Below are 23,474 nucleotides of genomic sequence, written 5' to 3'. Positions count from 1 at the left end.
GATATCAGGGCCTGACTTCCTGACTTTGGTGTGCTGGCCTCCTGTCCAAAAGCCGGTTTCCATCCGGCGAGTTTCGAAAGACTTCGAAACTGCCCGTGCCTCCCTCCTTAAACGAGACGGTCCTTTTCGAGACGTTGACCGCCGCCGCGCCTTCGATCCTGTCCGGGACGGAGGAAAGAATGCACGACAGCGCCATCGATGAAAAGGGTTGCTTCCAGATACAGATCCGACACAAAGCCGTCAGGCGCCGGCGGTCTGGGCATGGGTCGCAAGCTGCTCCTCATGGTTGTTAAACAGCACGTGGACCGCATCGTGGCCCGTCGGCGCGTAGTTCTGCAGCGTGGCGACCACATGGGTCTCCGAACCAGTGTTGACGCTGATCTTCGTCGAATTCGCTGCAGTATCGACCTCGGCGGTCATCGACGCGACCGCACTCGCCTCGGTCATGCCCGGATGTTCGCCGACCAGCGCATTGAGCAGGTTCGATACATCCAGCTTGTCGCCGTCTCCCTTCGGGCTGAAGTCGGTGATGACATCCGCCATGTTGAGGTTGTGCAGGGCCTTGGCATCGAGAACGAAGGTATCCGCACCGCCGCCGCCGGTCATGGTGTAGCCGCCGCCGCTTGTCAGGGTGTCGTTGCCGTCTGTCCCGTAGAGATGGCCGATCCCGCTGAAGTCGATCTCGGCAGATGTACCGTCGTGACCCAGCGAGAAGTCACTGGCCGAATACTCGCCCGTAAGACCGACCGAGGCGGTATGGGTGCCATCGGTGACGGTCAGCACGCCGCCGGTCTTCGCTGCGTTCTCCGTATAGGAGAAGCTGGCGGTCGCGGCGGAGATGTCGCCGAACCGCAAGGCGTCGTTGCCGTCGAGACCGGCGATCGTGCCGGTGAAGGCGGCCGCGTGGTCGATCGTGATCGTAGCCTGAGCGTCCTTGCCAAGTGTGATCGCCTCGTTGAACGAGCCGCCGATTTCAAGGCCTGCGTGACCCGACACCAGCACGGTGCCGGTGCCGCTAACATTGCCGTCGAGATTGACGTCGCCGCCATTCGCCCACAGCAGGCCGTTATTGACGACATCGCTGTGGATATGGAGACCACCCGCCCCGGTCGCCTCCAGCGTGCCGGTGTTGCTCACCGCATTCACGCCGGTGTCGATGACGAGCGCGTGGCTGCCGTCGGCAATGATCGTGCCCTCGTTGACCAGCGTCAGGTGACCGTCGCCGATCTGGCCGGCGCCGGAGATGGTGTTGTCGACATTCGTCAGCGTGACATGGTCATCGCTTCCGAAAATGACATTGGATGCGCTATCTGACAGTGTCACCTTGCCGCCGCCGGTCAGCGTGAGACCTTGTTGAACGATTTCGAAGTCCGTCTCGCTGCCGGCCGAAGAGATATGGATGCTGCCGGTGTTGTCGAGCGTACCGCTGAAGGGCATCAACGCACCGTCGGCAATCACCATGTCTCCGCTATTGTGCGTGACGACCGCTTCGTTGAAGAGGAAGTCGTCTGCGGTCAGCGCCGCAGCACTGACACCTGCCAACGTGATGGTCTCGCCATTGCCGAGCGTGATGACGGCATTGCCGGAGGCATCGCTGGACAGATGGGCCAGAACATCGGCGAAGCTGTTGAAGCCCGCAAAGCCGATAAGGTCGATCTTGTCATGCGCCACATCGAACTTGTGCACGACGTCTGTGCCAATGGTGTTTGCAAAGACCAGTACGTCGCTGCCGCTCGATGCTGTCAGCGTGTCGTCGCCCGACCAGGCAAAGATCGGCGAACCCTTGGCATAGGCTTCGACATTATCGGCCACGGTGGCCATTCCAGTCGAACCATCGGCATTGGTCCAAGTCTCAGTGACCTGGAGAACCACCGCACCGGTTACGCCATCGGGCGAAGTCACCGTCAGCGAGGACGGATTGTTCGTCACCACGGTCCAGGTGCCGTCGGCATTATGCGTGCCTTCGTTGAGCATCCAGCCGGCGGGAAGGCCGGCAACGCTCAACGTGACCGCGCCGACGTGATGCGACGGATCTGTGACCGCGAGGTTGATGGCCTCACCAGAGACGCCGGCAGGCTTGAAGGCGTCCGAAGAGCCGCCGATTCCCGAATTGCCGGCCAGATCGGTATAACTATTCGCGTCGACCGTCACATACTTCCAGCCGTTGTTGTTGGAGTTGTAGGTGAAATTCACCGTATAAACGTCCTGGCCTGAGCCGTTTAGGCCAAGGTGCTGGAAGTTGAAAAGACTGAGAATGTTAAAAGCTGTGATGTCCGCAGCCGTAAATCCAGATACCGCCTGGCTGAAAGTGAAGGTGAAGGTGCCGACTCCGCTCCCATGGGTTTGCGTTATCGCGACTGTCGGCGGCGCGGTATCGATCTTGATGTCATAGGCGCCACTCTGCGATAGCGGGCTGGTGGTACCCGCATCCGTAAGCGAAGCCCTGAAGTTATAAGTCGATCCGTTCGTCAGCGTTGGTGTAGTGATATCGACATATCCATTGCTGATGTCGATCGCCGTCAGCGTCACCGCGGAGCCGAGTACGGTCGTGCCATTATAAAGCTGCACCGTATCACCACTGACGGCACCCGTGCCGGCCAGGCTCACCCGGATATCAAGATTGGTGTCATCCGTAACCGCACCGTCAGCCAAGCTGCCTTTGATCGATCCAACGTTGTCCGTGACCCTGCTGATGCTTGGTGCCGCCACCGCCTCGTTGGCGCCGTGGATGGTTACAACAATATCCTGCGAAGCTGTTCCATCCGCGGACGCTACAGTCAGCTTATCCGTAACCGTCTGCCCTCCATTCAACGCCTGAACATTCGATGCAGAGTTGTTGAGCGTGTAGCCCCATATACCGGTCGTCGCATTGAAGGTGAACGTGCCGTAGGTGCCAGTCAACGATGCCGGCGTCTGGAAATGGCTCTGACCGTTGTCGACGTCGGCAACCGTCAGCACGCCATTCGCCGTCAACTGGCCATCCTCGGTGACCGAGCCGGTCGCCGTGCCGGAGATCGACGCTGCATCATTCGTGCCGTTAACTGTCACCACGACCGTCTGCGTCGTGAGACCGCCCTGGCCGTCACTCAGCTGAACTGTGAAGTTTTCCTTCGGATGATCAAAGACATTCAGCGGATCGGCCTTCGACTGGTCCAGAACATAGGTCCAGATGCCGTTCGCATTGACGTTCAGCGTGCCGTAAGTGCCGGTGACCGATCCACCCCCATTGGCAGTCTGGCCGCTGCCGGCGACTATCGACCACGCCAGTAAGGTGCTGTCGACATCAGCCCCGGTCAGATGGCCCGAGATCGTGTTGTGAGCGCTGTCATCGGCAATACCAATGCCGGCCTCGGTCACGGCGCCGCTGGCGCTATCGCCATTGGCGATCGTGATCGTCGGTGCGTCGTTCGTACCGTTGACCGTCACCACGACCGTTTGTGTCGTAACGCCACCTTGGCCGTCGCTCAACTGAACCGTGAAGCTTTCCTGCCGATGGTCCGAGGCCGTCAGCGTATCAGCCTTCGACTGATCCAGGACATAGCTCCAAGTGCCGTCCGCACCAACGCTCAGCGTGCCGTAAGTGCCGGTGACCGACCCACCATTGGCAGTCTGGCCGCTGCCCGCAACCACCGACCACGTCAGGGTCGAGCTGTCGACATCAGCCCCAGTCAGATGACCGGAAACCGTGTTGTGAGCGCTGTCGTTGGCAATGCCAATGCCGGCCTCGGTCACGGCACCGCTGACGATGTCGCCGTTGGCGATCGAGATCGTCGGCGCATCGTTGGTGCCGTTGACCGTCACCACGACCGTCTGCGTCGTCACCCCGCCCAGGCCGTCGCTCAGCTGAACCGTGAAGCTTTCCTGCGGATGATCGGAGGCATTCAGCGGATCGGCCTTCGACTGATCCAGCACGTAGGTCCAGGTACCGTTCGCGCCGACGCTCAGCGTGCCGTAGGCACCTGTTACCGAGCCGTCGACATTGGCGGTCTGGCCGTTGCCGGAGATCAGCGACCAGGTGAGCGACGGGCCGTCCACATCAGCACCCGTCAAATGGCCGGTCGCCATGTTGTGAGCCGCTTCGTCAGATACATTGACGCCTGCCTCGGTCACACTGCCGGCGGCGCTGTCGCTGTCGACAAGCGCAATCGTCGGCGCATCGTTCGTACCGTTGACCGTGACCACGACCGTCTGCGTCGTGACGCCACCCTGGCCATCGCTCAGCTGAACGGTGAAACTCTCCTGCGGATGATTGGAGATATTCAGCGGATCAGCCTTCGACTGATCCAGCACGTAGGTCCAGGTACCGTTCGCGCCGACGCTCAGCGTGCCGTAAGCACCGGTCACGGAGCCGTCGATATTGCCGGTCTGGCCGTTGCCAACGACCAGCGACCAGTTAAGCCCCGGGCCGTCCACATCTGCACCCGTCAGATGGCCGGTCGCTGTATTGTGAAACCCGTCATTGGGAATATTGACGCCCGCCTCAGTCACACTGCCGGCGGCGCTGTCGCTGTCGACAAGGGTAATCGTCGGAGCATCGTTCGTGCCGTTGATCGTGATGTCGATCTGTTGGGACGTGCCGTCCGCCGTCGTCACTGTGACGATGTCGTGCAGCGTCGTGTTATTGCCGGTGCTGTTCAGCGCCTGGACGGCACTATTACTGTTATCCAGCAGGTAACTCCAGTGACCGTCAGCGCCGATCGTGAAGTGACCGTAGCTCGTCGCCACGTTGCTTTGAGCGGTAAACGAAGGATCGCTATCGACATCCGTCGCCGAAAGTATTCCGCTCGCGACGGGCACCCCAGCCGCCCCGTTGTTGACGCCACCGGCTTCCGTGACACTGGCAGATACGTCACCGGTGATCACCGCAGCATCGTTTGCGCCGTTGATCGTGATGTTGAACGTGCCGCTGCTTTTGCTGCCGTCACCATCAGTCAAGGTATAGCCGATCGACAGGATCGATGTGTGACCCACTGACAGGGCATCGAACGCAGTTCCCGGCGTAATGGTCACATGGCCGGCGTCGATCGAGATCATCGACGGGCTCAGCGTTAAGCCGGCGAGATCACCCGTGGCCTTGACGCTATCGACATGGATCGCACCGTTCGCAGCCGCCCCATCGGCGCCGAAAGCGATGGTGCCAGCAGCAAGAGTAAAGGTTGGATTGTCGTTCTCAAGCATAGACCCAAGCGAAACGGTGCTTGCGATCGGCTTGTCGTCGCTGATGTTGAAGGTCAGTGTCGCGGTCTGGCTTTCACCGTCAATCGGCGCATCGCTGATTTTGACCGCGAAGTCGTCATGATTGCTCGCGCCGCTGGTCGCGCCGGTCAGCGTATAAGTATAGTTGATAGCCGTGGTAGTGACGCTGAGGATATGCAGCGTTCCATGGGCGCCCTGAATGGTGGCATTGGTATCGCCGTTGGCGATAGCGGTGCCGACGTTGAACGTATGGCCATTGATCGTCACGATCGAGGGCGCATCGCCTGCGGTGATCGCGATGCTGCCGGAATGGACGTTGGCGACGCCGGCTGTCCCCGTGCCACCTGGCAAGCCGCTTTCGCTGACACTTGACACCAGGCTCGCCGAAGAGATTGTCGGAAGGCTGTCCGTCGCCGACTGAACGACAATGGTTGCGGAACCGCCGCTCAAGGTGACGGAATCGCCGTCGAAATCCGTCGCTGTCAGATATTTCGAGAAGTCGAGCGGCAGCGTCTTGCCGCCGTCGATCGGATGGTAGAGATCGAATATGGCGTGACCGGTCGCAGGATCGACGGTCAACGTGAAGACCGTGACGCCTGCGGCCGAGCCGGTGATCGTGTGCCCATCCGCGCTGGCAAGCGTGATGGCCGCGCCGTTGTAGGTCAATCCGGTACCGCCCGTCAGGCTGCCGGACGACGTTCCAGTGGTGATGGCGTTCACCGACCAGATCAGGGGACTATCGGCGCCAGCGTGAACCAGCGAGGTCAGATCCAGCGTTGTCTCAGCGGGGGCATTGGTGGGCGTCGTCGTCGTGTCGATAACATGAATGTTGTCGAGCGTGATCGTCAGCGAATTGTCATGCGGATCGATCTCGAGTGACGTCAGTTGTTTGCCTTCGAGGGCGGTGCCGGTGGCAGAGAAGGTCGTACCAGTAGTCGTCACTGAATAGGTGTTGCCATTGGCATCGGTGCCGATGATCGTGACCGTCTTGGACGACGCACCTTTGTGGTCAAACACACCTATATCCATCTGGGTGAGGACAAAGGTCGTTCCCGTATTGGACACGAGCACGATATCGCCCCCCTTGGACGACGATTCCACATGGCCGTCGCTGACACTGCCCTCGCTGACCGTCAGTTTGGCAGCCGCAGGGTTCACCGTGTCGAAATCGATCGCGTAAGATGCCGTCGTCACTGCGGGAGCATTAATGGCCGTTTCCGAGACGGTCGCGGAAACCGAGGCATGATCAGCTAGCGCCGGCACATCATCGATCACATCGACGGAGAAGCTCTGCGTGCCGGTCGTGGTGTCGCCGTCGCCGTCATGTCCAGCAACCTGGAAGGTCAGCTTGATATCCGAGAGGTTGGTTTGATCGTTGACGTCGTCGAGCGACTTGTAAAGCGTGAAGTCGTAGGCGCCGGTGGCGTGGCCGCTGTCCTGAGACAGGGCAACCTTAAAGACCCAGCTCGACTGGTCGGCGGCGTTGCTGCCCGTATAGGCGATCAGCGTCATACCGTCACTGCTGACCGAGTAGGACAGCGCATGGCCGCCGGAGCTGAGCTTGGTCGCATCGAGGCTCTGATTGTTGCCGTAGCTCGCGGTGAAATAGCTGCCATTCGAACGGGCAACAAAGGTAATGGCATGAGCAGCCGGGCCATCGGCGCCGAAGGCGAAATTGAGCGCAACCGCGCCGGTGCTGACGCCGGAAGGCGACAGCGAGCCCGAATTCGTCACAAGATCATGCTCGGCGAGCGTCTTCGTCGAGACGGCACCGCCAATCGACGGGCCGTCATCATCGAAACGAATGCTGCTGCCGATGGAAACAGACTTGGCGACAGTGTCGCCGTCGCTGTCTGTCGCGCTCAGCACCGCCGAGAGCTTGCCGGTAAGATCGACCATATCGCCGTCCGACTTAGACGTGTTCGGGTTGGCGAGCGACATGTACTGTGCGATGCTGACCTTGCCGCTGTCATCGATGCGGATCGCAAAGGCGATTTCGCCGTCGCCGATCTTGCCGACAACCGTACCGTCCGCGAGCTGCGAGAGCGTGATCGGCTGACCAGCACTCGTCTTCAAGCCGGAGTCGGCATTGTCGATATGAAGCGTCAGGCTGCTCGACGTACCCGGCGCATCGTCAGCGCCCATGGAGATCGACGGCGAGACGACGTTGTGCTGAGCGTAGACCGTCGACATATAGGGATCGGTGCCGCCGGTGATGCCGGCAAACAGGCTCTTGACCGCATTGCTGGCGCTGACGTCGTTGTCGCCGCTGCCGCTCTCATCGATCGTGATCGAGCCCGTGAGGGCCAGATCGACCCTCGGCGTGTCATCGACGATCGTGACTTTCAAAGCACCGGTCAGTGTCACGCGGTCGCCGTCACCGTCAGTCGCTTGAATGACCGAGCCGAAGTCGATGGCCGAGATCGAGCCATTGCCCGAACGCAGATCGTTGCCAGGACCGGCAACGTTGTCGAGCTGATCGTATTGCTGAAAGGTGAAATTGCCGCCGCCAGATAGCGACAATGACAGGACTGGCCGGTCGACAAGCGGATTGAAGCCGCTATGGTGATCGTTATCGACATAGCCGATGATCACATTGTTAACGACGGCATAGGAGAGCGCTTCGCCACCCGAAGTCAGATGCAGCGCGGCGAGCGTCGATGTCGCGTTGGAGGTGAAGCTGAAGCCGCCGCCAACAGCTGCGCCGTCGGCACCGAAGGAGACGGTGGACGCAACGGAGCCAGATACGGTGGCGGCAAAGCCGAGACCAATCAGAGCGGGCTGCGAGGACGATCCGTCATGCGTGCCGTCGAGCGGGCTGTTGCCCTGCGACAGGGCGTTGTAGATGTCGCCTTCGTCTGCCCTCACCGAGATGGTCGTGCCGGAAGCAACCGGGACATCGTCCGTAATGGCAATCGCCAGCGAGCCCTTCGCTGCATCGCCGTCACCATCCGTGACCGTGAAGCCGAAATTCAGCGTCAAGCTGTCTTCGGTGGTCGACGATGTCGAATGAACGAGCGGCGCATCCGTGGTGAAGCTGTAGGAACCGTCCGAGCCAATCGTCAGAACTGCAACGGTGGCATGACTGGAGGCGCCGGTTGCCGTCCAGGTCGTCACGCCGTTCGTCGAAGACGACGCCCACGTCACGGATTCCTGGTGGCCGATGCCATGGCTGTCGAGATAGATCGCCTTCAGCGTCGGGAGGCTGTCCATCGACACGCTCTTGACGCCATCGGCGCCAGCGGAGAACAGGGCTCCTGCATTGCCGTTGATCGTGTTGACGTCCGCGCTGCCGCCGTCGAGGTTGCCATGTGCCTGTGCGTCGTCGTTAAGTAGCGTCGAGGTGACATCAACCTTATAGGCGATCGGTGCGTCGTCCTTGACGGTAACCGTGAGCGCGCCGCTGGCCGTATCGCTGTCGCCATCGGTAACAGTGAAATTGAAAGTTAGATCCTGCGTATTTTCCGCAGTCTGGCTCGCGCCATGAGCAATCGGTGCACTCAGCGTGAAGCTGTAGGAACCATCCGTGCCGATCGTCAGCGTCGCGACCGTCTGGCCGCTGTCCTTGCCCGTCGCGACCCAGATCGTCTCGCCGCCCGCCGCCATCGTCGGGCTGCCCCAGACGACCGACTCGACATGGGCAAAGCCGTCCTTGCCGGTATAGATGGCGTTGAAATCCGTGGTCGCTCCGAGCGTTACCTGATGAACTCCGTCCGCGCCACCCGTAAAGAGCGTGCCGCTCGTGCCACTGACGCTATCGGTGTCGGCGACACCGACCGTGTCCGGGTTACCGCCCTTCAGGGCATCGTCGTTCAACGTCACGTTGGTGACGATGACGGTGTTTGCCAGCGGCACATCGTCCGTAACATGCAGGGTCAGCGAGCCGGTCGACGTGTCGTTGTCGCCGTCCGTCACCGTGAAGGTGAAGGTCAGCGGCAAGCTTTCTTCCGTCGTGCCGGAGGTCGGATGCACGAGCGGCGCACTGGTGCTGAAGCTATAGGAGCCGTCTGCATTGATGGTCAGCGTGGCGACAGTCTCGTGATTGGCGCTGTAGGCAACCCAAGTCGTCGCACCGCCGGAAACCGTCGGCTTGCCCCAGGTCACGTCTTCCTGCTGCGCGAAACCGTTGGCATCGAGATAGATCGTCTTCAATGCCGGCAGGCTGGACTGGTCGATCGAGACGCTGGAAAAACCGTCGGCGCCAGCGCTGAACAGGGCACCGGCAGCGCCCGAGACGCTGTTCGTGTCGGCGCCGTTGCGGTCCAGGTTGCCGCCGGTCTGCGCATCGTCGTTGACCGATGAGGCCGTATTGTCAACCGTGTGAGCGATCGGCACGTCATCCTTGACGCCAACCGTCAGCGAGCCCGTTGCCTTGTCCCCGTCGCCATCAGTGACGGTGAAATTGAAGGTCAGGGACAAGGTCTCTTCATCGGCTTGCGCGGTCGGATGCGCAAGCGGCGCACCGGTCGAAAACGTGTAGGAACCATCGGCATTGATGATCAAGGTGGCGACGGTCTCATGATGTGCGCTGCTCGCAACCCAGGTGGTGCTGCCATCAGTGACCTGCGCCTTGCTCCAGCTCACGGCTTCCTGATGCGCAACGCCATCCGCATCGGTGTAGATCGTGGTCAGCGTCGGCAGATCCGAGTGAGCAATCGCGACCTTCTTAAAGCCATCCGCGCCTGTGTTGAACAGACTGCCCGATGCGCCGCTGACGCTGTTATATTCATCGGTCTTGTCGGGGTTGCCGCCCGTGAACATATCGTCGTTGAGGAGATGCTCGGCTGTGACGGTGCTTGCGGTCGGAAGGCTGTCGGCGACGTTGAGCGTCAACGAGCCCGTCGACTTGTCGCCGTCACCGTCGGTGACTTCAAAGCCGATCTTGAAGTTCTCATTGTCAGAGCCCTTGGCGTCGGCAAAGGCGCCGGACTGAACATAGGTATAGCTGCCATCGGCATGGACGGTCAGTGTGAAGATGACGTGGCCGGAATCCCTGCCGATCGCGGTGTAGATCGTGTCGCCGGAGTCGTCCCTTGAGGTGCTGTAGGATAGACCTTCCTTGTGAGCGACACCGTTTTCATCGATGTTGATGGCCTTGAGACCGGTTGGATTGGTGAAGGTCAGTCGCGCGAAGCCATCGGTGCCGGTCGTAAACAGGCTGCCCGCTGCGCCGCTGACGGAGTCGCTTTTGGCGCCATGCGACGGTGGCGAGCCTTCGCTCGGCTGCTCGACAAGCAGCTGGACGGGAGATGGATTCGTCTCCGAGGACGTCGACGTGGTGTCATGGAGGCTGCCCGATTCGACCATCACGTTGTTAGCGACCGGAAGGCTGTCGGCGACGTTAAGCGTCAGCGAGCCTATCGCCTTGTCGCCGTCGCCGTCGGTGACTTCAAAGGAGATCTTGAAATTCTCGTTGTCGGAGCCCTTAGCATCGGCGAACGCGCCAGATTGCACGTAGGTATAGCTGCCGTCCGCACCGACGCTCAGGGTGAAGAGAACCTGGCCCGATTCCTTGCCGGTTGCGGTGTAGACGGTATTGCCCAGATTGTCCGTCGTTGTGCTATAGGACAGGCCCTCCTTGTGAGCGACTCCGTTGGCATCAATATAGATGCCCTTGAGGCCGGTCGGATCCGTGAAGCTGATTTGTTGGAAGCCGTCAGCACCGGCAGTGAACAGGCTGCCCGATCCGCCGCTGACGCTGTCGGTAGCACTTTCCGACGGGGTTGACCCCTCGCTCGACTCGACGAGTGGGCGGAGCGGCATCTGCTCAGTCGGTGTTGTGTCGTAAAGACTACCTGTTCCGACCGTGACGTCGCTGGCGACAGGCTTGTCGTCGGCAACGGTGATGGTGAAGCTGTTCGTGGCGGTATCGCCATCGGAATCGGTGGCCGTGTAACCGAAGGTCAGTGTGATGGCGTCCGAGCCCTTGGCGTCGTCGAGCGACTGAACCAACGTGAAGTTATAATGACCGTTGTCGGTGTCGGAAACCGTTGCATAGAAGACGATATTCGAACCGACCACACTCTTTGCATCTGTGACAGCGGTCGGAGCAACATCACCGGTGTAGCCGACCAGCGTACCGTCAGCGAGCAGTGCCGTGTGCACTGCAAGACCGTGTGAGCTGAGCGTGCCGTTGTTCTCACCCGTCGCCACAACCGTGGCATTGGTGAAGGCGACCGAGCGGTCGCCGGCTCCGCCTTTGTCGGTATTGGCGTTATCAGCACCCCAGGAGATGTTGAGCGAGCCGGTGGTCATCGCGGCGCCGGTATCATGGGTCAGGGCTGCGTTGCCGGCCGCCAGCACCGCCTCAGTGACGGAGCCAGCATCGCCGGTCGAGGCGACGGGCTTGTCGTCGGCGACCGTGATGGTGAAGCTGTTCGTGGCCGTGTCCCCATCCGAATCGGTGGCAGTATAGCCGAAGGTCAGCGTGATTGCGTTAGAACCCTTGGCATCGTCGAGTGACTGCACCAACGTGAAATTATAGTGGCCGTTGTCGGTGTCGGAGACCGTCGCATAGAAGACGACGTTGGATGCGGAGGTTGCCGTCGGAGCCACCTCACCAGTGTAACCCACCAGCGTACCATTGGCCAAAATCACTGTGTGCACGGCGAGGCCATGTGAGGTTAGCACGCCGTTGTCCTCACCCGTCGCCGCAACCGTGGCATTGGCGAAGGCGACCGAGCGGTCGCCGGCTCCGCCTTTGTCGGTATTGGCGTTGTCAGCACCCCAGGAGATGTTGAGCGAGCCGGTGGCCGTTGCGGCCCCAGTATCATGGGTCAGGGCTGCGTTGCCGGCAGCCAGCGCCGCCTCGGTGACCGAGCCCACATCGCCGGTCGAGGCGACGGGCTTGTCGTCGGCGACCGTGACTGTGAAGCTGTTCGTGGCCGTATCACCATCGGAATCGGTGGCAGTATAGCCGAAGGTCAGCGTGATTGCGTTAGAACCCTTGGCATCGTCGAGTGACTGCACCAACGTGAAATTATAGTGGCCGTTGTCGGTGTCGGAGACCGTCGCATAGAAGACGACGTTGGATGCGGAGGTTGCCGTCGGAGCCACCTCACCAGTGTAACCCACCAGCGTACCATTGGCCAAAATCACTGTGTGCACGGCGAGGCCATGTGAGGTTAGCACGCCGTTGTCCTCACCCGTCGCCGCAACCGTGGCATTGGTGAAGGCGACCGAGCGATCGCCGAGACCGCCCTTGTCAGTGTTTGCGCTGTCGGCGCCCCAGGAGATGTTGAGCGAGCCGGTGGCCGTCGCGGCGCCGGTATCATGGGTCAGGACTGCGTTGCCGGAAGCCAGCGCCGCCTCGGTGACCGAACCCGCCGTACCGACGGCCGCAACCGGCACGCTATCGGTGATGTCGACGCTCGCGACAGCCGAAACCGTGTGGCCGCTCGTGTCGGAGACCGTGTAGCGAAATTGCAGTTCAAGCACATCGCTGGCCGAATTGGCACCGCGTGGATGGTCGAGGGCAGCCAGCTGGGTGAAGGTGTACTCGCCGGTCGAGGCGTTGAATACCAGCGTGAAGACCGTGACGCCATTGGCGACGCCGGTGACGGTCTGGCCGTTCTGGGTGACAACAACCGCAACGCCGCCGGAGGTCAGGCCCGACAGCTGCTGTGTGCCGCTGCTGGTGATTTCTGCCTCGCCAACCAGCGTGACAGTGGTGATCGAGGCATTGTTGCCGCCGAAGCCGAAGCGGCCGGTGCTGCTTGAGGTAAGGAAGGCGCCGGTGCTGCTGCCGCGCTCGACCAACGAGGCCGTTTCAGTCGCCTGCGGATCGATGAAGGGAACACGGGTTTGGGTGCCGGAGAGATTGCCGCCGTTGCCGCCTCCGATTAAGTCACCAGGACCGAGAAGGCCGATCAGATTCAGCGGAGTGCGCGGATTCCCGGCCTGGCTGTCCGTGAACTGGTGACCGGAGTCCGCGCCATTGCCGGCGTGAACCGAACCATCGGGACCTTCGGCGACATTGATGCCCTGCTGCTGTAATGCCGCGACGACGGCCTGCTGCGGCAGCGTCACTTCCCCGATCAGGAAGGTCGGAACATGCAGAGCACCGTTGATGATGACAATGCGCGTTCCGTCGGCCTGGATGAGAACAAGGTTGCGTCCCTCGACATGGATGTCGTCGATAGAAGTGTTCGGCGGCAGATGAACGACGTTGCCCTGATCCGGCACGATCTGGATCGGCGCCGTGGCGGGAGCATTTTGCGGCTCGTTCGCGGCTAGTCGCCCCGTTTTGCCATTCGCCTGTTGTTCCTCGGCTTGTGCCACCTCGAATGCAGCGACATCAGCATTCTGCGACAACGTCGGCGAATAACCGGGGCCAGCATCGGCTGCAATGCCCTCGTCCCGACCGCTTGATGCTAAATCATGCGAAGCAGCTTCGTGGTCTACGGTCGAAATGCGCAAGTCGTCCATGGGTCTGGCTCCCGGTGTCTATCAATTTGCCGCAATCAATTACGGGATCAGGACGATTGCAATACTTCCTTAACCTCATCGATATAGCCGGTTATGCAGCACTGCAGAATTATTTTACCGATGGTTAACTTAACCAAAGAACAAGTCGTTAAGTATACCGCTTGACTTTACGTCAGCTGCGGTGTGCAAATGCGGCCCGATAGGCTGTTTCGGCCTGCCATGGAGAATCGGGGGAGTAGTTGTGCCGTTTGCGATCAGCCTTTCGTTGGACCTTTTGACCGAGCGGCTAGCGCGCAGACTGCATCGGCGACCAGCACGCGGTGCGGCCCTCATCCTCTGTGCCGGCATCGCCGGCTGTCAGATGGACGGTGTCGGACTTGAGAACAACAGCAAGAAGGACGACATAAAAATGCCGTCCACCGCCATTGAAGAGACCTATGGTGGCGACAGCGGCACGGAAATCACATTGCTGCTGCGCAAGGGCGCGGCCGGTCTCTACGAAGGTCCAGCCCGCGACATACGCGATGGGGCGGTGCTTGGCGTCGGCGAACTCGGCAACAATCAGGTTCGGCTGCGCGTCAAGGATGTTGGTCCGGGTCTTGCTGGCGTTGCCGCACAGGTCGCGGCGGCCAAAGGCCGAAATGCCGCTTTGATCGTCAGCTATTTGCCGCCGGCCGAGACTGCGGCCATTGCCGCCATTCCTCCCGCACAGCGCCCGCCATTGCTTAACCTTGCGAGTACGACGGCGACAACGGGCGGCGACGTCTTCAATCTCGCCTCGGGCGAAATCGACAGCGCGACCGAGGGCGTCAAGGCGGCAGGTCCCGGGGGTCATAAGAAGGTATCGGCGCTGGTGCCCGCAGATTTTTCTCAATCCGAAACAACGAGATTGGGCAGCGCCATCTGGAACAGCGGCAACACGTTCATGGGGCTAGGTCGTTACGGCGCAAGCGATCAGGCCGCCGATATCCTGGCCAAGAACCGGCCGTTGATCCAGTCAGCCGAAATCGTAGTCATTCTCGGAAACACGTCGGAAGTTGGCGTGGCAGCAAGTGCCGTGCGCAGCGCCGCCATTCCCGGCCAGACGTTGGTCGGCACCAACAACTGGCCGCAAGCAGCATATGCGGCTCCGGCTGTTGCAGGCGCATTCGTCGCGACCGACGATACGCAGAGCGGCGGGCTCATTGCCGAGCGTTACCAGCGCCATTTCAATCACCCGCTGACGACCTCTGGCTCCTATGGCTACGACGCCATGGCGATCGCCTCCGGCCTCGTCCGTTCCCAGGGGCCGCAAGCCATCACTAGCGCCAATCTGACAAACAAGGTTGGCTTTCGCGGCACCACCGGACTTTTCCGCTTTAATGCCTCCGGCATGGTGGAGCGCAAGATGGTGATCAATACGATAGAGGGCGGCAAATTGAAGATTTCCACACAGCCCTCGCAATCGTTCTGAAGCCGGACAATCCCATAGAGCACATTGCACGTCGTTGCGGCGCGGTCACCATCACGATGGCGCCACTTCACCGATGCGGTCTTAGGACTGAACTTACTTGGCAGCCTTGGCTGCATCAGCCTTAATACTTTCTAACTGGATCTTGTAGAACTTTATACTTATTTGATCGCTTAATTTATATTTAATTTATCTACGTTTCCGAACGCCATATTCAGAAGTATCGCGCACTATTCTCTCAAACAGGGGAAATAGTGCACCAATGGAACGCAAGAACAAAAAAAATATACTTGCAGCGCTTGCTGCAGTCTCCTTCGCTCTCGGTCTATCATCACCGACCGCTAGCATGGCGGCGACAGGCGATACCGTGCGCCCAGTCGTCAAGCTGCTTCAGGGCCCTCTGGTGGATACGGCCATCGATCTCTTTGCGCCCACCATAGGAAACGCCGCAAAGGCGATTAGTGGCATCGACCTCGCCACGCTGAACCAGAGTCTTGTCGCTGCGCCAGGTGGTCTTCCGCATAATGACCTGACCGCATCCGAGCCGGTACGTCCCGCAAAGCCAAGCAACGTTCCTTTAGGCGACTCGGTATTCGGAACCGTCGCCATTCCCTTCAAACATCTTGCCGCGCTTAACAATTTCGCCGCCCCGCTCGCCGAAATCCGGTCAGGTAAATCGCTTGATTGCGGTGCGGGTGGATGCAACGCAGCCGAAACCGCCATAGCCGCGGCTGAAACAAAGATTGCTAGCGCCTCGATCCGCGACAAGATCAATAACATCAATTACACGGTCAACCATGCCATCCGCTACGCCAGCGACATGGAAACCTATCACGTGGCGGATTACTGGGCGAAACCGAGCGAGGCCCTGTCGCACCAGCAGGGCGACTGCGAGGACTATGCGATATTGAAGATGGCAGCACTCTACAATGCTGGCGTCGATCTCGACCAAATGGCGCTGGTCGTTCTCTTCGATCAGCAGCGGCATTTCTATCACGCCGTCCTGTCGGTCTCCGTCAACGGAAACAACCTCATCCTCGACAACATGCGCGATGAGGTTTTGTCCGACAAGCGCATTGCAGAATATCTGCCGCTCTATTCGATCGTGGCTGGCCGCGGCTATCTGCATGGCTCGCGCGATCCCCATGCGCAGGCGGTTGCCGCCGCGATGCCGCTCGCTAAGGTGGTTCCCGGCGAAGGCGAGGTCAACTAACCGAGTCCACCCAGTTTAGCAGGGCCGAGCGTCACGCATAGCGAAAGGGATGGCGCCTCAGTGGACGGAAAGATAACCGATCAGCATCAACGCCTCGTGCGTCGGTGCCAACGCCAGATTGATCTGGCCCGTCAGCGATTGCGAGCCGAACCCGATCTTGAAGCCAGTGTTCAGCGTCTTGCCGCGATTGATCGATAAGACGGAGAGTACCTCTTGAACCTGAGTGTCAATTGACAGGCGCAACGTGCGCGCCGTCTGCTGAACATCGTCGATCAGCGTTAGCCGATGGCGTAACATCTTCAGGAAGGCATCGTTGAAGAGCTTGATCCCGCGCTCTTGCGTCAACACCACTGCCGGTGTCGGCGACGCCTGAAGGACGGCGTTGAGATTGGTCAACGATGCCACATGCTCGACGGCATCAAGCCGGTTCAGCGCCCATTTGAAGCTCAGTACGCGCAGCAAGGATGTGAGATTGCCGGTTTCCGGCATTTCAGCCGCCGTATTGGAAACCAGTTCACCGATGCTGATGCCACCGGCTTCCGACATCCGCCCGAGACCATCCCAATAGATACGCTCCAGACGAATGCCGCGACGCTCGCCGCCGCCGGTTACGGCGCGGAAACGCGGCTCCAGTTCATCACCATCGACCGATGGCAACGCCTCCTCTCGTGTTATCATAGCGGCTTCGTCTTTCCCGCCTCCTTTGCGCATGACCACCCTCACCGCTCCGTCAGCGCTTCGGAGCGCGCTTTGTTGATCGGCTTCATCAGATAGGCCAGGATGGTCTTGCGGCCGGTCATGATCTCGGCGGAAGCCACCATGCCGGGAATAATCGGATAGTGCTTGCCGTCACGCTCCAGCGCCGATTTGTCGGTCTTGATGCGTACGAGGTAGTAAGTCTCGTTCTTGTCCTTTTCGACAAGGCTGTCGGCGGAGACATTGACGACCTTACCGTCCAGGGCCCCGAAGATTGAGAAATCATAAGCCGAGATCTTGATGACCGCCGGCTGGTCGATCCGTACGAAAGCAACGTCGCGCGGCGAAATCTTTGCCTCGATCAGAAGAGTGTCCGCTGTCGGGACGACACCGGCGATGACCTTTCCGGCATCAACGTAGGCGCCGATCGTGTTGACCTCCAACGTATTGACGATGCCATCGACCGGAGACCGGATATCGGTATGCTTGACCCGATCGGACGCACCGCGGATCGTCTCATCGACGACGGAAAGTTCCGACAGTGCCTGTCCCTTATCGGTCAACGCCTGCTGGCGCAGTTGCAGCCCAAGGTCGGTAGCCTGTAATGTCGCCTCCTTGACGGCCGCCTGCAGCCGATCGAGACTTTCGACATAGACTTTGAGCTGTCCTTGCAGGTCGACAAGGTCTCGCTGGACCTTGAGAACCTCCGTTTGAGCAACAAGCTTTTTTTCACCGAGCGGTCTCAGCAGATCATACTGCTTCTGGGCGCCAGCGATATTCTGCGTTAGGCGATCTATGTTGGCGTGGGCTTCATCCAGCTCGTTTTGATGTTGCTTCAGGCGCTGATCGAGAACATCGAGCTTGTTCTTGTAGGAAGCCCTATCCGCCTCGAAGAGCTTTTCCTCGTTGTCGCAAACGTTTTTTGCGGTAGCAAGAATATCAGCCGGACAGACGAACTGCGCGTCGAAAGCGCCCGCCTCCTCCAAGGCCAGACGCTCGACTTTGGCACCGAGCGCTCGAGCTTTGGCAACCGATTCTCCGAGAGTCGATGCCGTCGTCGTATTGTCAAGCTGGATCAGAATATCGCCTTTGTGGACGACCTGTCCGAGATTGACATTGATCTGCTGGACAATGCCAGGCTCGGACGATTGCACGATCTGCGTCTTCGATACCGGGATCACCTTTCCTTCGCCGCGCGCGATCTCGTCAATGTCAGCGAAGGCCGCCCAGGCAACGAACGCAACGATCATCGAGGCACACAGGCCAAGAATCAGCCGGGCGAATAACGGAGGAGTGTCGGGAGTATTGCGGTGAGAGGCACGCATCATTGCACCGCCTTGCGCTGCATCGCCTCGATCACGGCGTTTTTCGGCCCGTCGGCGATAATGCGTCCCTTGTCGATGACGATCAGCCGGTCAACGAGCTCCAGCATGCTATGGCGATGGGTTGCTACTAGCAGTGTCGTTTGCGGGCCGAATGCATTGGTCAGCTTGTTGATCAGATGACGCTCGCTTGCCAAATCCATCGCGCCCGACGGCTCGTCGAGGAAGACGATCTTCGGCTGGGTCAGGAGCAGGCGGGCTATGGTCAATGCCTGCTTCTGGCCGTTCGACAGGTTCGCGCCGCGCTCGCCAACTGGCATATCGAAACCACGGGGATGCGTGGAGACGAATTCATCTACGCCGGTCATTCGGGATACGGCCAGAAGCTCATCATCGGTGGCATCGGCTCGGCCAAGCAGCAGATTTTCCTTCACGGTACCGGAAAACAGCTCCGACGATTGGCCGGCGACAGCGACGGCGGAGCGCACCTCCGCCACGTGATACTGGCGGATGTCGACGCCATCGATCAGTACACGGCCGCTGGCCGGCTGGAACAGCCCGTCGAGAAGCCGGCCGAGAGTCGTTTTGCCCGAACCAATGCGGCCGATGATCCCGATCTTTTCGCCGGGCGCAACGGTGAAGGAGAGCTGATTGATGACAGCCTGATCGGAGCCCGGATATTGGAAGGAAACGTTCTGGAAGCTGAATGCGCCGCTGCGAATCTCCCGGTTGACGAAACCGACGGTGGACGGTCGATCATCAGGCTGCTCCATGATCTTGTCGAGAATCCGCAGCGACATGGTGGCCTGGCGGAAGCGCGCCAGGGTCATCGCAATCTGTCCGAAGGGCGCTCCCGCGCGACTCGCCAGCATGACGGTTGCGACGATCGCGCCCATGGCGATTTTTCCGTCGGCGAATTCGTAAGTGCCTGCCACCACGATGAGTACACTGACCATCTGTTGCAAAAACATCGTCATGTTCATGGCATTCGACGAGATGTGCTTAATGTCCTCGCTGGTCCGGCTCGAATATTTCGTTAGCTCCTGCCAGCGGCGCAGCATTGTTGCCTCTGCGCGCAAGCTTTTTAGCGTCTCGATCGTCGAAATGGTCTCGACAAGCAGGGACTGGCGGCGAGAGGCTTCGTTCGTCGCCGTCGCCATGCGCTTGCCAATTTGGGCCTGGGCGACAAGACCGATCGTCACCGAAAGGACGAAAGCAACAGCCGGAATGATCACGAGCCAGCCAGCGATCAAATATATGACGATCAGGAAGATCACGACGAAGAGGCTGTCGATTAGCACGCCGATCGTGTTCGAGGTAAAGAATTCACGCACGAATTCATACTGCGTCACGCGATTGGCATATTCTCCGGTCGACATCGGGCGGGATGCCAGCGTCGAATTCAGGATCTTGTCGAAGATCAGATGCGACAGCCGCAGGTCCGCCTTTCGACCGGCATAGTCGATCAGAGATGCACGGGCTGTCTTCAACAGAAAATCGAAGAGATAGGCCAATGAGATGCCGGCGGTCAGCACCCAGAGCGTTGGGAACGCCTTGTTCGGCAGGACCCTATCATAGACGTTCATGGTAAAAAGCGGTGAGGCCAACGCGATGACGTTGATGAACAGTGCCGCGAGCATGACGCGGGCGTAGGTGCGCCAATACGGTACCAACGCCGTTGCCAACCAGTGCCGCTTCTCGATCTCCATGGCATGGCCGACGCGCGCTTCTTCTGACGAATTCTGATAGTAGAGGGTGAAGGCAAATGCCGCTTGCGGATTAAGCGCGGTAAGCTCCTCCCGCGTCAAACGGGTTGCCGTGCCGGCGACCGGTACAATATCGGTGACATAAGAACCGCCGTCGGTCATTTCGAGCAATGGCAGAACGCCACCATCAGCAAAGGTGACGATGGCGGGACAGTCGAAATTGCCGAGCCGGCAATCTCGTTCCGTATGCTTCAGGACTTGCAGACCGATCCGTTCCGATAACCGTTCGACATCGTCCAGCTCCATCGCTTCCAGGATTTCGTCCGGAACGCCTGAAAACAGTACAGTATCCGAGTTCGGGCGACCGTAAAACGCAGCGACCGATTTGAATGCCGACTTGAAAGTCTGCAGCGAGACGCTCGCAGACACGTCAGGTGCTACGTTCAACATGGACTATCCAATTCGTAACGATTAACGAATCGGCTCGAGCAGATCCATCGGCAAGCCGGGCTTCTGATGCGAGTCGTATTTGGTATATCCGGGATCAGCCGTATTCGACGAAACAGCGAACTGATCACGGGCATAAGGCGTCGCCTGATCAACCGGCTTCAGCTTCATCGTCGACAACAGGCTGCCCGACGCTGCAAGGATCTTGTATTCGGCAAAGAGCGACGCAACTTCCGCTGTCTTGGCCAACACCTCCGTGTTGAAGCGAGTGTTCTGGGCATCCAGCAGATCCAGCAACGAGCGCTGACCGACCTTGAATTGCTCGCGATAGGACGTTACGAGCTGAGCATTGGTCTTTTCCTGGCCGTCCAGGATATGAGCCAGCTGTCCCTGGTTGGCGCGCTCGCTCCACGCTGAGCGGACAGATTCATCGACCTCGCGGTAAGTCTGGCTCAGTGCGAAGCGCTGTTCGGCGGCGCGACGAACTAGCTCCTGTTGATGGGCGGTATCGATGCCGCCATGGTAGAGGTTCCACTTGGCGACGACACCGACCTGGACGTCGCTTGTGTTACCCTTGTTGCCGTCGACATCGTCACCGATGCGGGCGCTTCCCACGAGGTCGAGCCGCGGCAGAAACGCAGATTTGGAGCCGCGGACGTCGGCATCGGCAGCATTGACATCAGCCTTGGCCGACGAGATCTGCGGATTGTTCTTCTGGGCGATGAAGACTGCGTCGTCCAACGTCTTAGGCAGGTAACGCGCAACGGAAGCGGGACGATTCGCATTGCTAATCGGCTCACCGACGACCTGAAGGAAACGGATCTTCGTCGCGTCGAGTTCCTTCTTTGCCTCCTGAAGGCGGGCGTTGGCCGCCTGCAGGCGCTCGCGACCTTGAAGACGATCGGCATCCGTGAGCGCGCCACCCTTGATACTGTCCTCGATGTTGCCAACCATCTGCTTGTGGAAGGCGACATTCTTTTCCGCAGCCGCAACGATCTCCATTTGCAGCTGATACTCAAGATAGTCCTGGGTCACTTCCAGCGCCAAGGCTTCCGAGCGCTGCTGGACCCGAAAGGATGCACCGTCGACACGAGCTGCCTGCTTGTCCTTCTGTGCCTTGCGATCACCGCCGTCAAACAACGTCTGAGTAATAGTCAAGCTTACATCAGCAGGATTCAGGTAATCGCGAGTACGCGACAAGGCTCCGGATGTGACATCCGACAGTCTACGTCGACCATAACCGGACTCGAGGTCGACCGAGGGCAGGTAAAGCCCTCTCGCCTGACGCAGTTGGAACTCGGTTGCCTCCCGATCCTGCGCGGCCTGCATGATCTGGGGGTTGGTTTTCATTGTCTTGTCGATCGCCTGCTGCAATGTCATAGCGCCAGCAGAGCCACTCGATAAAGAATTCATGGCCATCGAAATGCCGATTGCCGCCATCAATCGCGTCTTATAAGCCACGCCTAATATCCCTTCCCCAAACTATACTTCGTAGATACCATTTATAAATCTTATTCATCTACATGATGTAGACGAAATCACGTTTATTTGTAAAACGGATTCATACTTATTCTCCTGAAACGGTTAATATCGGAGAGCGCAAGCCTTTGCACTGCAAAGTCATTGACTATTTTTGGGATATTAACCATCACAGCTTATGTGTTGCATGCTCGCAACAAACATATTATTCAACAAACATAGAATTTACATAATTTTTTGCAGCCATGCGCCGCCACGATTACGCGTAAACACTAGTAATATCAGAAAGAACTTACTGGCGGGCAGTCCCCTCCGGAAGCACGGATGACGTTAAAGCGAGATTGACAAATCTTCGAAGACTGAGGAGGCCCATCTTGTCCGCAGGAGCGGCGGTGCCGAAGCACAATCCATGATAATTGGTGTCGGGGTTTACTGCGGTTAGACTCGTCTGCAAATGTGAAGCGCCGTCACGGGCTGTCATTGTTTCTTCGAACCTGTCTCATAGCGCGCTGGGTCGCGCTGTTCCGTGAACAACTTGCAGCGAGATGCCATCTACTGAGGACCAGATCAGGTCGATCAACAGGGGGAATGGCAACCATGGTACAGATTCCTTTGACACTGAAAGAACTGGATAGACCGAGTTGTCCTACCACCTTTCATCGTCGCGATCCTTCGATTGCCCTAGGCTAAGGCCATTGACGTTGACTGTCGCCGTCCATTTTTGATCGGACTACGATTTTTGGATCTATCGTGTTCCGGCATTCGGAAGTGTGAATAATATTTCCTGGAAATTGTTGCTACAACTCTCGGTCAACCCGCTCTTAGGGCCGGCGTTTTTATTTGCGCAGAGAGCTCACCTCGATCAGCTCTAAGCGCAAATCAACATACTGTGCAAAGCAACAAATTTTACAGAATTTCTTAAGCCGGTTTTTTCGAGCCTCTGCTTAGCTGACCTAGCATTAGAGGAGGGGGATAACTCCGACATGATTCTACAACAGCGACATCCCTCTGCCACCATCTTCAAAGCCCTGCAGAGGGCCACACTCGGTGCGCTATGCACCGTGGTCGGCTCCGTTGGTCTTTTACTTCTATTATACCTACTGATCCCAGATCGGCCATTTTTGGTCGGATTTGTCGGTGCAGCGCTTATTGCCGCTTTTGTGGCCTTTCCGCTGCTTTTTTCCCTGCAGCTCAACAACAGCGCCCTCCGCCAGATGCAGGAAAGGGTCACCCAGGCGGCTCGCTACGACAGCGTGACGAAGACGCTGAACGGAACTGCCTTTGCCGCGGCCGTCGAGCATTTTATCGACCGGCGCAAGCATGCTGCCACCGATGCCGGCGGCATTGTCATCGCCGTCATCGTCGACACGCTCGACGACATTGGCCGCCGCTACGGGCCACAATGGGCTGACACCGTAATGCAATCACTTGCCTTGATCGTCCGTGAGCGCGACGAAGACCCCACCTTTCCTTTTGAGATTGAGGCCGCGAGATAAGCTTCTTCATCGATAGGAGCGGAATGGAATGGTTGGAGATCG

Annotated in this window: 8 protein-coding genes; 3 read left to right on the top strand and 5 right to left on the bottom strand. The window is 59.1% G+C overall.

Annotation, left to right across the window (positions count from 1 at the left end):
- Nucleotides 1–240: 240 nt before the first annotated feature.
- A complete protein-coding gene (locus FBZ99_RS23900; protein ID WP_145635306.1) occupies nucleotides 241–13,623 on the bottom strand; it encodes a beta strand repeat-containing protein in 13,383 nt (4,460 codons plus the stop codon).
- Between the two features lie 241 nt (nucleotides 13,624–13,864).
- Between FBZ99_RS23900 and FBZ99_RS23895 the strand changes: the two genes are divergently transcribed.
- Nucleotides 13,865–15,076 (top strand): hypothetical protein, encoded by a 1,212-nt coding sequence (locus FBZ99_RS23895; RefSeq protein ID WP_145635304.1) that lies wholly within the window; start codon nucleotides 13,865–13,867, stop codon nucleotides 15,074–15,076.
- 259 nt (nucleotides 15,077–15,335) lie between these two features.
- On the top strand, nucleotides 15,336–16,286 hold the full coding sequence (locus tag FBZ99_RS23890; protein WP_145635302.1) for a transglutaminase-like cysteine peptidase: 951 nt from the start codon (nucleotides 15,336–15,338) through the stop codon (nucleotides 16,284–16,286).
- 57 nt (nucleotides 16,287–16,343) lie between these two features.
- On the opposite strand, the gene FBZ99_RS23885 is transcribed toward FBZ99_RS23890, so the two are convergent.
- The 4 genes from FBZ99_RS23885 to FBZ99_RS23870 are packed head-to-tail and all read right to left on the bottom strand — an operon-like array spanning nucleotide 16,344 to nucleotide 21,837.
- A complete protein-coding gene (locus FBZ99_RS23885) occupies nucleotides 16,344–16,964 on the bottom strand; it encodes a ribbon-helix-helix domain-containing protein (protein ID WP_246661189.1) in 621 nt (206 codons plus the stop codon).
- Between the two features lie 41 nt (nucleotides 16,965–17,005).
- Nucleotides 17,006–18,307: an HlyD family type I secretion periplasmic adaptor subunit gene (locus FBZ99_RS23880; RefSeq protein WP_442966509.1), complete on the bottom strand. Its 1,302-nt coding sequence runs from the start codon at nucleotides 18,305–18,307 to the stop codon at nucleotides 17,006–17,008.
- On the bottom strand, nucleotides 18,307–20,460 hold the full coding sequence (locus FBZ99_RS23875; protein ID WP_113420544.1) for a type I secretion system permease/ATPase: 2,154 nt from the start codon (nucleotides 20,458–20,460) through the stop codon (nucleotides 18,307–18,309). The genes FBZ99_RS23880 and FBZ99_RS23875 overlap by 1 nt, the downstream gene beginning before the upstream one ends.
- Nucleotides 20,461–20,481: 21 nt before the next feature.
- Nucleotides 20,482–21,837, bottom strand: coding sequence for a TolC family outer membrane protein (locus FBZ99_RS23870; protein ID WP_246661194.1), 1,356 nt, complete (start codon nucleotides 21,835–21,837; stop codon nucleotides 20,482–20,484).
- A 1,160-nt stretch (nucleotides 21,838–22,997) separates the two neighbouring features.
- Here FBZ99_RS23870 and FBZ99_RS23865 point away from each other — a divergent pair.
- Nucleotides 22,998–23,432: a hypothetical protein gene (locus tag FBZ99_RS23865; protein ID WP_246661188.1), complete on the top strand. Its 435-nt coding sequence runs from the start codon at nucleotides 22,998–23,000 to the stop codon at nucleotides 23,430–23,432.
- Nucleotides 23,433–23,474: the final 42 nt, after the last annotated feature.

This window comes from Rhizobium sp. ERR 1071 (genome assembly GCF_007828675.1).
Lineage (GTDB): Bacteria > Pseudomonadota > Alphaproteobacteria > Rhizobiales > Rhizobiaceae > Rhizobium > Rhizobium dioscoreae.
The sequence above is the reverse complement of the archived record's forward strand: the minus strand, read 5'-3'. Positions and strand labels throughout refer to the sequence as shown.